Here is a 13,662-nt window from a genome sequence, read left to right as displayed (position 1 = left end):
CGTCCCTTCACCGGCAGGAACGTGCCGGACGATCCGAGTAAAGGAAGGATTGAGGTCTAGTCCACCAGGGTGAACTCCAGGCGACGCTACCTGGCGCCGCCCGATCTGTCAGCACTCACGGCCCCGTGAGATTTCCGACCGCTGCCGGGGCCGGGTTGGTTACACTTCACTCGCTGCCTCCTTAGCTCAGCTGGCCAGAGCACCGCTCTTGTAAAGCGGGGGTCGTCGGTTCGAACCCGACAGGGGGCTCAACGGAAAGGGCCAGCGCAGGGGCATGATTCCCCTGAGCTGGCCCTTTCGCATGATCACGGCCGTGCCACCTACGTGCCAGAAGGCGGCGGATCGCCCTCTCCACGGGCCTGGCGGATCATCTCCCCGAGCTTCCCCGCGATGTGCTGATCACGGTCGCTCGTCATGTGCTGATAGATCAGCGCGGCCCGGGTCGTGCTGTGCCCCATCCGCGTCATCAGCTCGCGTGTACTGGCCCCGGCGCTGGAGGCCAGGGTGTTCCCGGTGTGCCGGAGGTCGTGGAAGTGCACGTCCCCGGAGATGCCGGCCTTCGTACGGGCGGCGGTCCAGTCGTCCCGGAAGTTGCTCCGCCGGAGGAGGCCGCCACGGGGCCCCTGGAACAGGTGGCCGTCCTGTCCGGCCCCGGCGAAGTGCTCCAGGTGGTGAGCGAGCTCGGGGACGAGTTCGGCGGGGAAGGCGACCGGCCGGACGCCGGCGGCGGACTTCGGCGCCTTGTCGGCGAGCTTGCCGTTCTGCAGCTCGGACTGGGCACGACGGACCAGGACCACGGAACGGGTCAGGTCGAGGTCCCGGCGGCGCAGTGAGGCCAGCTCGCCGAAGCGGAGGGTGGTGAACGCGGCGAGGAGGACGAGCACTCGGTAGCGAGGCTGGATGGCATCGGCCACGGCGTACACCTCGGCCACGGTCAGGACGGGCCGCTCCGGCACGTCGTAGCGGTCGGCGCCCTTGATGCGGCACGGATTGCGGCGGATCAGCTCGTCGTCCACGGCCGTGTTCAGGATCGCGCGGAGGAGCTGGTACGCCTTGACCACGGTCGGCTCGCCCACCCCGGCTTCCAGGAGGCCGGTCCGCCAGGCTCGTACACGGGGTGTGGTGATGGCGGCGAGCGTCCCGGCGCCGAAGGTCGGCTTGATGTGCAGCCGGATCACGCTCTCGTTCCGTTCCCGGGATCGGTCCTCCAGCTTGCGGTGCTTCAACCAGTCGTCGGCGTACGGTCCGAAGGCGACCTTGCTCGCGTCGGGGGCCTGGTAGGTGCCCCGGATGATCTCCGCCTCGATCGTGGTCAGCCAGAGGTCGGCGTCCGTCTTGGTGTCGAAGGTGTGGGGCGCGGACTTCAACTCGCCCGACAGCGGATCACGGTAACGGGCCTGCCAGCGTCCGGAGGCGAGTTGCCGCACGGTGCCGAAGCGACGGCGCCGGCCTTTGCTGTTCGCCATCACGCCGCCTTTCCGAAGCGTCGCACGACCGGCTGCACGGTGTGGGTCTCGATGTACTCCTGGATGACGGGCTCGGGGATGCGGACGTGGCGGCCGACCTTGACGAAGGTGATGCGCCGTTCCTCGATCAGTCGCCGGGGGAACCGGACGGAGGTGCCGAGGAGTTCGGCGACCTGGTCGACGGTGAGCAGACGGGCGGGCATGGTCACCACTCCTGTTCGGTGGACGCTTCGAGCTGGGCGCGGAGTTCGCGGGCGTGTTCGCGGTTGTGCTGAAGGTCGCGGCGGATGTTGGCGGCGAGCCAGGATTCGCCGGGTGTAGCGCCGTGGCCGGCATAGGCCCAGTGCGCGACCGTGAGAACGGTGGACTCGGGGTGCTCGTCGGGGTCGGGCAGGCCGAGGGCGGTGCGTTGCTGGGCGGCGCGGTAGTCGGCGCGGACCTGTCGGAGGGCGCCGAGGGTGGTGGAGTAGGCGCGGGATTTGGTGGAGAAGTGGCCGCGGAAGCCGAGCATGTGAGCCCAGGCCCGCAGGCGCCGGTCGGGGTAGGCGGCGTCGAGGTCCATGCAGGCCTCGATGAGGCGCCGGGGGTGGTCGGGGACGTCGAGCAGGATCAGGGCTTCCTTGTTGCCGACGGGGCGGTCGACGGTGCCGGTGGTCTCGGCCGCTTTGGTGGCGTACTTGGCCACGTAGGCGGCCACGGCCTGCTCGGTGAGCTCTTCGCCGTGGCCGAAGGCGCCGATGGGCTGGACGTCGAGCTGGGTGCCCCACTGAAGGACCCAGTCGTGGACGAAGCCGTACTCCTCGTTGGCGGGGACGACGACGCGGACGCGGGCGGCGGCGGCCCGGATGGCATCGGTCAGCAGGCCGAGGGTGGCCCAGCGTGGGGGCGGGGTGTGCGGTCCGTCGGGGCCGTCGAAGCGGATGACGGCGTGGAAGTGGACGGCGCCGCGCTTCTGATATTCGGCGACCTTGCCGAAGGAGACCCGGGACTGTTCGCGGGCGGCTTTCTGGGTGAGGCCGGCGCGGGCGGCGATCTCCCGGCGCAGGTAGATCGTGAAGTACCGCCACAGCTCGGAGGCGTGGTTGTTCCACAGCACCGCCCCGGCGTAGTCGTACGCGGACGGGTCGAGCGGGGTGCCCAGCTCCGGGGCGTCCTCGGCGTGCCGGGTGCCGCAGCGGCAGGGGCGGTCGCCGGGCCGGTTGTGGACCGGGCCGAAGGACGGGGCGGTCAGGGTGGCGAAGACCCGGGGGTGGTCCCGGATGGTCTCCGGGGTGCCCTTGTCGGGGGCGCCGGTGAGTCCGGCGCGGATGAGGTGGTAGGTGTCGCCGGCGTAGGTCCAGGCGCAGGCCGGGCAGCGGGAGGCCCGCCGGTTGCCGCAGGCCACCCGCAGGACGCCGCCGGGTTCGGCGTCGGTGGTGTAGGCGTGGAGCACGGTGCGGGTGGCGGGGTCGAGGGTTTTGGTAGCGCCGGTGAGGCGGATGGGGGCGGTGCAGCCGCCGGTGCGGCGGAGCTGTTCGGTGAGGCGGTCGAAGCCGGGAGCCCCGGCCAGCCGGAGCAGATCGCTCAGGGTGGCCGGGTCCAGGCCCGCCTGGAGGGCGGCGTCGGTCAACGGGTCACTTCCCCGCGCGGACCAGGGCGGCCGGGACGGTGCGGGTGCCGGTGCCCTGGCAGACGGGGCAGGCGGCGGCCAGGGTGCGGCGCTGTCCGTCGGGGGTGCGGGTGCCGGTAGTGATGTGGACGACGGGGAAGCCGTCGCAGTGGGAGCAGACGCGCGCGGCCAGGGTCTGGGGCATCATGAGGTTTCCCTTTCGGGTCCGGTGGATCTGGAAGGGGGTTGAAGGCGCCCGGGGCGGCGGAAGTTTGGCGACCGAGGCCGTCCCGGGGGCCGCTCAGTGTGTGTTGCGCCTGCCGTGGCCCTTGGCCGCGTACATCGCCGCGTCGGCGGCCGAGAGGGCGTCGGTGAGGGTCGGAACCGGCAGCTGGTCGCGGTGGCAGTGCCCGACCGAGGCTGAGACCGGCAGAACGTGTCCGTCGTGGGTGACCGGGCTGTCCAGGGCGGACCAGAGGGCGAAGAGGCCGGCGGTGCGGTCGGGGTCGGTGACGACGGCGGCGAACTCGTCTCCGCCGAGGCGGGCGGCGATGCCGTGGCGTCCGCACCAGGCGGTGAGCCGGTCGGCGGTGGCGGTGAGGACCGCGTCTCCGGCGGCGTGGCCGTGGGTGTCGTTGACGGCCTTGAAGTCGTCCAGGTCGACCAGGAGCACGAGCGCGCCGGGGTTCTTGGCGATGAGGCGTTCGGCGCGGGCGGTCCAACCGGCGCGGGTGTGCAGGCCGGTCAGCGGGTCGCGGCGGGCGGTGGCCAGACGGCGCGAGAGCAGTCCGCCGTGCAGGGCCCAGCCCAGGGCCGGTAAGCCCGCAGTGGCCATGGTGTACGTGTCCATGGGGGTCACCGGCCCTTCTGCATGTCGCGGACGAGGAGACGCAGGACGACGGCGATCAGGGCGACGGAGACACCGGTGATGGCGACCGCCAGGAGCATCGAGACGAGGACGGCGCCGACGACCAGGACGACGGCGCCACCGCCGGCGGCGAGGGCGAGCGCGCTGCCCGGGGTGAGCTGGATGGAGGCACGGGCCGGGGCGACCGGCACCGGGGCGGGAGCCGGGGTGACCGGTTCGATATCGGCGGCGGCGGGGGTCGGCTGGGCGAGCGGGGTGACGATGCCGGTCGGGAGGGGGTTGACCGGGATGCGCGGCTGGAGCATGGCGGTTCTCCCTACTTGGTGATCGGGTCGATGAGCGGGGCGAACAGGCTGTCGGCGAGGAGGTAGCCGCCGAGGAGGATCACGGCGACGAGCCACCAGGGCGGGCGGATGAGCTTGATGCCGAGACCACCGACGACGATCAGGGCGAGCCAGAGCGGAACGTCCATGACGCGGAACTCCTCAGTGGTCAGCGGGGGTTGCAACGGTGGGTACTGGCCGCCAGCTCGGCGGCGGCGCGGGTGTTGTAGTCGGCGGAGAAGTCGCAGCCGGGGGCGGTGCACACGGCGGTGTGCTTGGTGCGGCCCCTACCGTCGTGGTGGGTGCCAACGCGGACCGGGCCGATGCGAATCACGTGGTGGAAGCGGTTCGGACGCACGGGCCTTGTCTCCTTCCTGATCAGGCGAGCTGGAGGGCGATGGAGTCCGCGAGGGCGGCGGGCATGCCGTGCCGGGTGCGCAGGGTTTCCGCGTCGATCGGGGCACCGGTCTGGGCCCGGTGGGCGTCCGCGATCTTCTGGGCATGCGCCAGCAGCGCGGGCGGCACCGCCACGGCAGGCGGCGGGGGAGCGGGCTCCGGCTGGACCTCGACGGGGGCCGGTTCGGCCGGCGGGAGCTCGGGCGCCGGTTCCGGGGTCCGCTCGACGACGAGGTCGACCGGTTCGGGCTCCGGAACGGGGACAGGTTCGGGGGTGGGGTGGGGTGCGTGGGCGAGGAGGGTGCCGCCGAGGAAGGCCAGGGCGGGCCATCCGGCGACGAGGATGCGCAGCCAGGCCGGGACATGGTTCATGTCGAGGAGTCCGGCGGTGGCGACGTTGGCGCCGAGCGAGGCGGTCAGGGCGATGGCGAACCACAGCCAGGCGTCGCGGTTGGCGGTGTCGGTGCGCATCCGGCGCCAGGCGGCGACCAGGAGCAGGTCGACGGAGACCGGGTAGGCCCACGCCTTCCAGCCGTCCTGCCCGGCAGCGGCCGCCAGGTCGTGCAGGTGGGCGAAGGACAGGGCCCCGGCGATGACGGCCTGGACCAGGACGGCGTCGGGGCGGAGGGTGCGGAGCACGAGGGTTCACCTCCTTTCGGGCATGGGGCGGTAGGGACCTGGCGTGGGACGGTCACGCCGACCGAGGTGAGGGGAGATGCGCTACGCGGTGGCCGGGGCGGGCTTGACCAGCGGCACCGGCTCCGGCTCCCCGACACTCACCGGAGCAGCCGGGCGGTAGGCGGCGACGGCGGGCAGGTCCGGGGTCAGGTGCGCGTGCGCGGCGCAGATCGCGGCGGCTTCGGCGGCGGTGAGGTGGGGGGTGCGGATGCGGGACCAGCCGCCGGAGGTGTCCCCCGCCACCGCGACGCCGGGGCGGTCGGGCGGGATGGTCAGCACCGTGACCACCGCGTCGGGGGCGATGTCGCCGACGCCCATCTCGGCGGTCTGCTTGTCGTTGACCCGGTGCACGGTCCGGCCGGTGAGCTGGGCGCGCAGGGCGGTGGCGCCCTTGCCGAGGTCGGAGCCGAACCGCTGCCCGCACACCTCGAGGAAGATGCCGGCCGCGCGGGCCATCTGCCCGAGACGGATGAGCTGGGTGACCATCCGGTCCCGGCGTTCCTCGTCCTTCTTCGTCGCCACGAGGAACAGCTCGGCGACCTCGTCCACCAGGACCACGACCGGCACCGGGCGGAGATGGTCGGGTAGGGCCCAGAGGTCGGCCACGCCGTGCTCGCTGAGCAGGTCGAAGCGCTCTTCCATCTCCCCGACCAGCCCGTCCAGCAGGCCATCGGCCTCCTCCGGGGTGATGGCGAGGGCGGAGAGGCGGGGTGCGTAGCCGCGGTGCTCGACGCCGCGCTTGCAGTCGATGCCGACCAGGGCCACCGGCAGCCGGGCCAGCCCGGCGATCAGGTTGCGCTGGTACATGGACTTGCCGGACTGGTTGGCGCCGAGGGTCAGCGCGTGCGGGACCTTGAGGTAGTCCCGGACGAACGTTGTCCCGTCCTCCCGCAGCGCGACCGGCACCGTCATCGGCCCGGACAGCTGCTGGCGGGGCATCCGCACCTTCCGCAGGACGTCGTAGCCGGTCATGCGGAGTTCCACGAAGCCGGGCTTGGTCTCGACGACGGTGACGGAGTGGACGCCCCAGGCGTGCCGGAGCCGTTCGGAGGCCGCCATCACGTCGGCGGGCTCCAGACCGGCCGGAAGCCGCAGCGTGACCCGCAGGCCGGTCGAGGTGCCCCGGAACCGGCGGACCTTCGGCGGCACCGGCTGGACGTCGGGGCGGCGGGCGACGTTGCGGACCATGAACGCCCGCAGGCGGGACGGCTGCACCGTCAGCCCGCACACGTCCATCGTGGAGCGGTAGGTCAGCGCGAACCGGGTCGTCGCCACCGGCAGGCCCGCCAGCGACCAGAAGACACGCGGCGCGCGGACCTTGGCGTAGCCGAGGCCGCCGGCGGTTCCGGCGAGCGGGAGGCCGACCTCCCATAAGGTCGCGAGGTCGGTCATGGTCAGGCCCCCATCGGGGTCACGGCGACGGCGCGGAACGAGATGCCGTGCCGGGTCTGGCCGTTGAACGTGTTCTCCCAGTCCCGCGCCTTGAGGCCGATGACCGTCACCGGCATGCCCGGCGTCAGGTTCTCCGGGAGGCCGGTCTCCGGGATGGTCACCTGGTAGAGGTTGCCCTCCCCCTCGTCGGAGATGAGGAGCCCGACGGTGGAGAGGCCGGCGCCGGTCTCCCGGTCCATGGCCCGCTCACCGGTCTGCTTGCTCACCAGCTTCGGCGTGGGAGCGGTCGCGACGAACACGACGGCGGTAGAAAGGTCGATCTTGAAGGACGGCATGAGCACTCCCTACGTTGTTGGGCAGCCCGAATGGGAACTACCGGCCGCGCTGTCCTAGGACTGCGAGCGGCTGAGTAGATAGTGGCCCGCTGTCCTAGGACTGTCAACAGTCCTAGGACTGTGTTTGACTTGTTCTCGTTGAGAGGGGTACGAGATGGCGCCCAAATGGCGGGAGCTGGCAGACAAGCTGGCCGAGGAGATCAGGAGGGGTGACTACGAGCCGGGGCAGCGTTTGCCGCAGATCAGAGACCTGGTCGACGCCGGCGAAGGCTCCAAGGCCACGGTCCATGCCGCCTACAAGGCACTGGAGGCGGAGGGTCTGGTCACCTCCACGCGCGGCCACGGGACCGTCGTACGCCAGCAAGTTCCCCTCAAGCGGCTCGGCATCGCCCGGTACGACAAGGCCAAGTGGCGAGACGGCGACGAGGTGGCGTTCATCGCGGACCGGGTCGCCTCAGGCCGGGCCTACCGCCGCAACGAGCAGACCCAGACGGTCAGCCTCGTCGAAGCCCCGCCCGCCGTGGCTGCCGCCCATGGCCTGGAGACGGGAGCTCCGGTCTACGCACGGGCCCGGCTGGTCAGGGAAGGCGAGCAGCCGACGCACACGCTGACCAGCTACTACCGCCCCGAGCACGTCGAGGGCACACGCTTGGTCGACCCCACCCCCGGCCCGGCCGGCCGAGGCGGTGGCTACCGCGTCCTGTACGACGCGGGTTACGAGATCGACCACATGAGGGAGGCGCTCTTCGCCCGCACGCCCACGGCGGACGAAGTGAAGCTCCTGCAACTGCCGCCCGGTGAACCCGTGGTCGAGCTGCACCGGACGACGTACACGGCCTCCGGCACCGTGGTCGAGTTCGCCATCGGCATCCATGCCGCTTCCCGCTTTGCCTGGGAGTACGACTTCAAGGTTCCCGACTCCGCGAAGGACAAGGGAGCTCAGCAGTGATCTCCACGCAGGACTGGGCCGACACCCAACGCCTCTGGGACTACCACCAGATGGGCCACACCCCCCGGCCATGCTCGGTGGCGATCGGACTCGGCAGCCACGACCTGGGGGTGGCTGACACAGCGGTCGACCTGTACAAGCGCGGCATGGCCCCGCTTCTCGTGTTCACCGGGGCGACCAGCCCGACCACACGCGAACGTATGCCCCGTGGCGAGGCCGTGCACTACCAGGAGCGAGCGATCGAACTGGGCGTCCCCGTCTCAGCGGTGATGGTAGAGCCGCGAGCCCGGAACACGGGCGAGAACGTCCGCTTCTCCCGGGACCTCCTCTCAGAGGCCGGCATCGAGGTGTCCTCTGTCCTGCTGATCAGCAAGCCGTACGAGGAACGACGGTCGTACGCCACGGCACGGAAGCTGTGGCCGGAGGTCGAGATCGTCAGCGCTTCAAGCCCCATGACTCTTCAGGACTACGTCGACTCCATCGGAGACGCCCGCCTGGTCATCGACATGCTCGTAGGAGCCCTGCAGCGCCTCTTGGTCTACCCCGAACAGGGCTTCACGATCAGCCAACAAGTCCCCGCCGACGTGCTCGACGCATACGACCGTCTATCCCAGGGCGGATACGCGAGCCGCCTGCTGCGAGATGCAGAAGGCAAGGCCCTCAAGCCCACCGCCTAAGGAGTAGCCCGCTAAAGGGGTTCCGCCAACAGGCTCGCATCGGGGTTCCCTCAGGTACCCGTGGGCCCCTCATCGATACGCCGTGGCACACTCCTCCTCTGATCACGAGGGTGCATGACCCTGTGACCTAGGGGGGGACCACCGTGAGCGGGATGAGGCGGGCCGCCGTCGCGATAGCGGCCATCGTGCTTGGAGTTACCGGCTGCGACAAGGGCGATACAGGCACCGAGGCGACCACGGCTCCTGCATCAGCGTCGCCACGCCCCAAGGGCACCGGACCGCTCACGAAGAAGGTCGTACACACCGATCTCGAAAGCTCGGCCGCAGACGCGGGCGTTCCCGCGAATGATCATGAATATGCTCGTCCGTTCGAGGAGGCTCCGGCCGGCTCACCGCCATCGTGCGCCGTCGCTTTCAGGGGCATCGGCGACAAGAAAGCCCCGCTTGATTTCGAACGTTTCAAGGCCGTGGTGGACAAGCTGCGTGAACGCGACTGGCAGCAGTCCGGAGGGCTGAGGGAGCGCGAGACCCTAGACGGTGTGATCGGCGAGGCTCACGCCATCCTCAGGCAGCGTGGCTGGTCCGTGACCGCGCAGTACGGGAGCGCCCAGGACGGGGAGACGAGCGCAATCACTCTGACTGCCTACGACCTGGCGTGCATGAAGCGGACTGGCGCCGGCTGAGCGATCCCCCTCGCTCAGCGGGACGAACCTGTGAACCTGTGAACGGAACGATCCAGTGCTGAACGGATCGATGACGTCGATTCGGCTTACTACCCAGCCGCGGGCTCAGTAGGTCCAGCGGGTAGCTGTTACAGATTTCTCTACCTCATCAAGGCACCCGCCGCGCACGGCGCGGCGCGCGCGGCCCGTCGCCCGGGCCTGCGCTCCTGTCTGCGCCCCGCTCCAGCCCGGCCGCCGGCCGCACGCCTGACGGCTCGGGTTGATGGGTGACGAACCCACGAGGTGGTCGAGGCGGTACGCGAGTGCGGCTCAGGACGATGCCTCCGGCGGGGGCGCTCAGGCTCCGGGATGGAGGGGCCGGTGCGCGGGTGCCGGCCGGTGGGGTGTGGCGGTGGGGACTCCCATCCCGTCTGCCGTCGACCCAGGCAGAGCCGAGCAGACACGGCACCGGGCGTCCAGGTCGTTCGTACAGTGGCGCGCTCCACCTGGACGCCCGGCACCGCGTCTGCTCCACGGTGTGTGGGTCGACGGCAGACGGGATGGGAGTTGGGGTAGACGTGGGTACAGGTCGCAGGCAGGCGAACCTTGGGACGAAGGAAGTTGTGATGGCAGACGAGTGGGAGTGGCTACGTCAGTTGCAGCCTTCCGAGGCGTTACCAGAGCGCCTGTGCGTTCCAACCGCTTCACCAGAGCTCAACCTCGGTGTTCAGGTGATCGGCAGCAACATCGTCGGTAACGACGTGGTCGAACTCGCTGCGCAGTACATGGTCGAGCATGCCCGGCTCGAATTGTGGATCGGGAGCCACGAGCCGCCCCTGGGCTTCCGGCAGCAGTTCGAGCGAGGCCGGGCTTCCTCTGAAGCACTGCTCGCGGTCTACGAGGCCTGGGTCGAGTTCGAAACCGCCTACCAGGCATCCGGCAGGAAGGTCGACCAGGTGCGCGGCGAGCGGGAGAGGCTGAAGGTAGCCCTACGTAGGGCCACCGATGCCCTGGTGCGGGCCCGAATCGAGTAGCGGTGAGTGTCTAACTGCGTGACAACGCCGACGGACAGCGGCGGACGAGTGCGAACGCCTGCGGACCATCAGCTCAGGTGAGAGACGCGGCAGCCCAAGGAAGCGCCACCACCCGAGTTGCTTCGGGACGAAGAGGTCCCCTAGCCACGCCTGTGTCAGATCATGTGGCGACTTGCGGGAGGCGGTTGGGTACGACCTCTGTGCTGAACCGTCTCGACGAGTTGATGATGCTTCTCGACCGCTACGCCCCGGCTTCCAGCCTGTCCCAGACCCGGGTGCAAAGCAGGCGTCTCAGCTCTCAGCGGGGGCGGCGGGCTGGTCTGCTTGCCGGGAATCAGATCGCCATCAACGGGGTTGGTGGGGGTCATGCGAGCGATTCAGGTGTACGAAGTGGGCGGTCCCGAGGTGCTGCAGGAGGCCGAGATGGACCAGCCGCGGCCGGGTCCGGGCGAGGCGGTCGTGGAGGTCGCCGCATCCGGGGTCAACTTCCTCGACGTCTACCACCGCGAGGGCCGGTACAGCCTTCCGCTGCCCTTCACCCCGGGCGCTGAGGGCGCCGGCACGGTCGTCGAAGTAGGACCCGGTGTCGCTGACGTCGCGGTCGGGGACCGGGTCGGTTGGGTGGAGATTCCCGGCACGTATGCCGAGCGAGCCGTCGCGGACTCCTCCCGGCTGGTGCCGCTGCCCGACGACATCGACTTCGAGACAGCCGCCGCCGTGCTCCTCCAAGGCATGACCGCGCACTATCTCGTCAAGGACGCCTACCCGGTTCAGGGGGGCGACACGGTGCTCGTGCATGCGGCTGCTGGTGGCATGGGGCTGCTTTTGACCCAGCTCATCACTCATCTCGGCGGCAGGGTGATCGGCACGACGTCGACCCCGGCGAAGGCCGAGCTGGCGAAGCGTGCCGGGGCCGCCGAGGTGATCCTCTCCTCTGCGGTCGACGATCTCGCAGCCGAGGTGAGGCGGCTCAACGGCGGTCAGGGACTGCCGGTCGTCTTCGACGGCGTCGGCGCGCACACCTTCGACGCGAGCCTCGCCAGCCTGCGACCCCGCGGCCATCTCGTGCTCTTCGGCGCGGCAAGTGGTGCCGTGCCGGCGTTTGATCCGATGCGGCTCGCCCACGGCGGTTCGCTGACCCTGATCCGGCCCAGCCTCGGGGACTTCATCGCCGATCGGTCCGAACTGCTCCGACGGGCCGCCGATGTGTTCGAGTGGGTGCGCTCCAAGGCGCTTGAAGTCACCGTAACGGGCCGCTACACATTGTCCGAGGCCGCCCAGGCCCACAGCGATCTGGAGGCTCGGCGTACCACCGGCAAGCTGCTCCTCGTACCCGGTGCGGCTGCTATGGGCCGCCGCGAGGAGACGCAGAGCTGATCGCGGGTGACGAGATCACAGATGGGTCCGGATCCGTGCCACATCCGTGCCAGATCGGGCGGGGAGTCACGGGCAACGAGGGGCGTTGGCGGGTCCTGAGCCGTGGATCAGCTCTCCGCGTATCGGTGCAGGTCAGGTGCACATCCGCCTTCCCGCTCTTGTAAAGCGGGGGTCGTCGGTTCGAACCCGACAGGGGGCTCAACGGAAAGGGCCAGCGCAGGGGGAAGATCCCCGGCGCCGGCCCTTCCGCGTGGGCGGGGCCTTCCGTGGGGGGGGTGGGGGCCACCGCGTGGGCGGGTCTTCCGTGGGGGTGGGGGCGCTGCAGGTCGTGGGCAACCTTCGGGGTGGGTCGGGAGTCTTCGTGCCGAGCGTTTCCTCTGTCCTGTGTGAAGGGTCCCCGTGTCCTCGAAGAGTCTCGTCGCCGCCCTCGGCGGTGGCGTCATGTCCGCCGCCGTCCTCGGCGGTCTGGTGGTCGTCGCCCCGCAGGCGGCCGCCGCCGGTGTCGTCTGCCCCACCAACGTCCCCCTGCGAACGTTCTACAACAACACCTCGTTCTCCGGGACGCCCGTGAAGACCGACTGCGACGCCGCCGTCGCCGAGAGCTGGGCGGGCAGTCCGGCCACCGGCGTGGCCGCGAACAATTTCGGTGTCCGCTGGTGGGTGTCCCGCGACTTCGGCTCCGGCGGGCCCTTCACCTTCGCCGTGTCCGCCACCGACGGGGCCCGCGTCTACCTGGACGGCGTCCGCAAGATCGACCTGTGGGCGAACACCGGGGACACCGCGCGCTCCCGGAGCGTCAACCTCACCGTGCCCTCCGGCCGGCACACCGTCCGCGTCGACTACGCGAACTGGAGCGGCGCCGCCAAGGTCAACTTCGCCTACGCGCCCCGGACCTCGGCCGCGTACGACACGGTGAAGCCGCTCGCCCCCACCGGCGTGGCGACCGCCTACAACACCACCTCCCGCCGGACGACCGTCTCCTGGGCGGGCAACAAGGAGATGGACCTCGCCGGATACTCCCTGCACCGGCGGGCCGTCGGGGCCAGCACCTGGACGACCGTCACCGCCTCCACCACCGCGCGCAGCTTCACCGACCCCCTGGTGAACCCCGACGACCGCACGCCCTACTACTACGAGGTGCGCGCCCGGGACAAGGCGGGCCACACCTCGGCCGGCAGCGCGGACGTCATCGTGCGGCCGCTGCCCGTCGTCACCTCCCTGACCGGCACCTTCGACAAGGCGACCCGCAAGGTCACCCTGAAGTGGCCCCTCAACACCGAGCCGCACTTCGACCACTACACGGTCCTGAGCAACGACATGGTCGACGGCTCCTACGTCTGGGTCCCCCTCGGCACCACCAAGGGCAACACCTGGACCACCGCCCCCATCGCCGCCGACGGCGAGACCCGTCACTACCGCGTCCTCGTCACCAACGACGGCGGCACCACCACGCTCAACCCGAACTGGCTCGACGCCAACGCGCTCAACGAGCTGTGGCTCGAGATCCCCGACGGCATCGCCCCCGCCTCCGCCCCGGACCTGACCCTGGGCTCCTGCGCGGGCGGCGTGCAGGCCACCGCCACCGACTGGACCCCCGCCCCCATCCGCGACTTCTCCGGCTTCGAGATCGTGCGCCGCGCCGCGGGGGCGTCCACCTGGTCGGTCGTCCTGCACAAGGAGTACGACCCGCGCCTCGACCCGGCCAAGGTCACCGTCTGCGCCCCGCAGGCCGCCGACGGCGTCGCCTACGAGTACCGGGCCCGCACCTACGACGAGGCCGGGAACCACTCCCCGGACAGCGAGAGCCGGACCGCGACGCTGCCGCTCGGCTGACACCCGACGGGCCGGGGCACGGCGCCGGGAGCACTCCGGCGTTCTCGTGCCCCGGCCCGCCGCCGTCAGGGACACTTGTGCGAC

Annotated in this window: 17 protein-coding genes and 1 tRNA gene; 7 read left to right on the top strand and 11 right to left on the bottom strand. The window is 70.6% G+C overall.

What is annotated here, in order from left to right:
• Window positions 1-175 precede the first annotated feature (175 nt).
• A tRNA-Thr gene (locus tag BLW86_RS17175) sits at window positions 176-249 on the top strand.
• A gap of 71 nt (window positions 250-320) precedes the next feature.
• Here BLW86_RS17175 and BLW86_RS17170 read toward each other — a convergent pair.
• From BLW86_RS17170 to BLW86_RS17120, 11 genes are all read right to left on the bottom strand, one after another.
• On the bottom strand, window positions 321-1,466 hold the full coding sequence (locus BLW86_RS17170) for a tyrosine-type recombinase/integrase (protein ID WP_093874854.1): 1,146 nt from the start codon (window positions 1,464-1,466) through the stop codon (window positions 321-323).
• On the bottom strand, window positions 1,466-1,669 hold the full coding sequence (locus BLW86_RS17165) for a helix-turn-helix domain-containing protein (RefSeq protein ID WP_177181679.1): 204 nt from the start codon (window positions 1,667-1,669) through the stop codon (window positions 1,466-1,468). The genes BLW86_RS17170 and BLW86_RS17165 overlap by 1 nt, the downstream gene beginning before the upstream one ends.
• A gap of 2 nt (window positions 1,670-1,671) precedes the next feature.
• Entirely contained in the window at window positions 1,672-3,075 is a 1,404-nt protein-coding gene (gene repSA, locus BLW86_RS17160; RefSeq protein WP_093874852.1) for a replication initiator protein RepSA, read from the bottom strand.
• A 4-nt stretch (window positions 3,076-3,079) separates the two neighbouring features.
• Window positions 3,080-3,259 carry a hypothetical protein gene (locus BLW86_RS17155; RefSeq protein ID WP_093878712.1) on the bottom strand — a complete coding sequence of 60 codons (180 nt, stop codon included), beginning with the start codon at window positions 3,257-3,259 and terminating at the stop codon, window positions 3,080-3,082.
• A 96-nt stretch (window positions 3,260-3,355) separates the two neighbouring features.
• Window positions 3,356-3,904 carry a GGDEF domain-containing protein gene (locus BLW86_RS17150; RefSeq protein ID WP_093874851.1) on the bottom strand — a complete coding sequence of 183 codons (549 nt, stop codon included), beginning with the start codon at window positions 3,902-3,904 and terminating at the stop codon, window positions 3,356-3,358.
• A gap of 5 nt (window positions 3,905-3,909) precedes the next feature.
• Entirely contained in the window at window positions 3,910-4,227 is a 318-nt protein-coding gene (locus BLW86_RS17145; protein WP_093874850.1) for a SpdD-like protein, read from the bottom strand.
• Window positions 4,228-4,238: 11 nt separating this feature from the next.
• The gene (locus BLW86_RS17140; RefSeq protein ID WP_093874849.1) at window positions 4,239-4,394 is read right to left on the bottom strand and encodes a hypothetical protein; all 156 of its coding nucleotides are present in this window, start codon (window positions 4,392-4,394) and stop codon (window positions 4,239-4,241) included.
• Window positions 4,395-4,414: 20 nt separating this feature from the next.
• Entirely contained in the window at window positions 4,415-4,603 is a 189-nt protein-coding gene (locus tag BLW86_RS17135) for a mobile element transfer protein (protein ID WP_093874848.1), read from the bottom strand.
• Window positions 4,604-4,623: 20 nt separating this feature from the next.
• Complete coding sequence (locus BLW86_RS17130; RefSeq protein ID WP_093874847.1) at window positions 4,624-5,280, bottom strand: DUF2637 domain-containing protein; 657 nt, start codon at window positions 5,278-5,280, stop codon at window positions 4,624-4,626.
• Window positions 5,281-5,361: 81 nt separating this feature from the next.
• The gene (locus BLW86_RS17125; protein WP_093874846.1) at window positions 5,362-6,711 is read right to left on the bottom strand and encodes an FtsK/SpoIIIE domain-containing protein; all 1,350 of its coding nucleotides are present in this window, start codon (window positions 6,709-6,711) and stop codon (window positions 5,362-5,364) included.
• Window positions 6,712-6,713: 2 nt separating this feature from the next.
• Window positions 6,714-7,046, bottom strand: coding sequence for an SCO3933 family regulatory protein (locus BLW86_RS17120; RefSeq protein ID WP_093874845.1), 333 nt, complete (start codon window positions 7,044-7,046; stop codon window positions 6,714-6,716).
• A gap of 154 nt (window positions 7,047-7,200) precedes the next feature.
• On the opposite strand from BLW86_RS17120, the gene BLW86_RS17115 reads away from it, so the two are divergent.
• The 6 genes from BLW86_RS17115 (at window position 7,201) to BLW86_RS43180 (ending at window position 13,578) form a co-directional block, all read left to right on the top strand.
• Window positions 7,201-7,995 carry a GntR family transcriptional regulator gene (locus BLW86_RS17115; protein ID WP_093874844.1) on the top strand — a complete coding sequence of 265 codons (795 nt, stop codon included), beginning with the start codon at window positions 7,201-7,203 and terminating at the stop codon, window positions 7,993-7,995.
• On the top strand, window positions 7,992-8,672 hold the full coding sequence (locus tag BLW86_RS17110) for a YdcF family protein (RefSeq protein ID WP_093874843.1): 681 nt from the start codon (window positions 7,992-7,994) through the stop codon (window positions 8,670-8,672). The genes BLW86_RS17115 and BLW86_RS17110 overlap by 4 nt, the downstream gene beginning before the upstream one ends.
• A gap of 152 nt (window positions 8,673-8,824) precedes the next feature.
• Window positions 8,825-9,355 (top strand): hypothetical protein, encoded by a 531-nt coding sequence (locus BLW86_RS41525; RefSeq protein WP_143060258.1) that lies wholly within the window; start codon window positions 8,825-8,827, stop codon window positions 9,353-9,355.
• Between the two features lie 605 nt (window positions 9,356-9,960).
• On the top strand, window positions 9,961-10,368 hold the full coding sequence (locus tag BLW86_RS17100; RefSeq protein ID WP_093874841.1) for a hypothetical protein: 408 nt from the start codon (window positions 9,961-9,963) through the stop codon (window positions 10,366-10,368).
• A 366-nt stretch (window positions 10,369-10,734) separates the two neighbouring features.
• The gene (locus BLW86_RS17095; RefSeq protein WP_093878711.1) at window positions 10,735-11,745 is read left to right on the top strand and encodes a quinone oxidoreductase family protein; all 1,011 of its coding nucleotides are present in this window, start codon (window positions 10,735-10,737) and stop codon (window positions 11,743-11,745) included.
• Between the two features lie 399 nt (window positions 11,746-12,144).
• Window positions 12,145-13,578 carry a PA14 domain-containing protein gene (locus BLW86_RS43180; protein ID WP_256341340.1) on the top strand — a complete coding sequence of 478 codons (1,434 nt, stop codon included), beginning with the start codon at window positions 12,145-12,147 and terminating at the stop codon, window positions 13,576-13,578.
• Window positions 13,579-13,662 lie beyond the last annotated feature (84 nt).

Source organism: Streptomyces sp. TLI_105, from assembly GCF_900105415.1.
In the GTDB taxonomy this organism is placed as follows: Bacteria; Actinomycetota; Actinomycetes; order Streptomycetales; family Streptomycetaceae; genus Streptomyces.
The sequence above is the reverse complement of the archived record's forward strand: the minus strand, read 5'-3'. Positions and strand labels throughout refer to the sequence as shown.

Coding starts and splice junctions, on each gene's coding strand:
- BLW86_RS17095 (WP_093878711.1), top strand. CDS start 10,735: ATGCGAGCGATTCAGGTGTACGAAGTGGGCGGTCCCGAGGTGCTGCAG.
- BLW86_RS17170 (WP_093874854.1), bottom strand. CDS start 1,466: ATGGCGAACAGCAAAGGCCGGCGCCGTCGCTTCGGCACCGTGCGGCAA.
- BLW86_RS41525 (WP_143060258.1), top strand. CDS start 8,825: ATGAGGCGGGCCGCCGTCGCGATAGCGGCCATCGTGCTTGGAGTTACC.
- BLW86_RS17165 (WP_177181679.1), bottom strand. CDS start 1,669: ATGCCCGCCCGTCTGCTCACCGTCGACCAGGTCGCCGAACTCCTCGGC.
- BLW86_RS17115 (WP_093874844.1), top strand. CDS start 7,201: ATGGCGCCCAAATGGCGGGAGCTGGCAGACAAGCTGGCCGAGGAGATC.
- BLW86_RS17120 (WP_093874845.1), bottom strand. CDS start 7,046: ATGCCGTCCTTCAAGATCGACCTTTCTACCGCCGTCGTGTTCGTCGCG.
- BLW86_RS17140 (WP_093874849.1), bottom strand. CDS start 4,394: ATGGACGTTCCGCTCTGGCTCGCCCTGATCGTCGTCGGTGGTCTCGGC.
- BLW86_RS17155 (WP_093878712.1), bottom strand. CDS start 3,259: ATGCCCCAGACCCTGGCCGCGCGCGTCTGCTCCCACTGCGACGGCTTC.
- BLW86_RS17125 (WP_093874846.1), bottom strand. CDS start 6,711: ATGACCGACCTCGCGACCTTATGGGAGGTCGGCCTCCCGCTCGCCGGA.
- BLW86_RS17145 (WP_093874850.1), bottom strand. CDS start 4,227: ATGCTCCAGCCGCGCATCCCGGTCAACCCCCTCCCGACCGGCATCGTC.
- BLW86_RS17100 (WP_093874841.1), top strand. CDS start 9,961: ATGGCAGACGAGTGGGAGTGGCTACGTCAGTTGCAGCCTTCCGAGGCG.
- BLW86_RS17150 (WP_093874851.1), bottom strand. CDS start 3,904: ATGGACACGTACACCATGGCCACTGCGGGCTTACCGGCCCTGGGCTGG.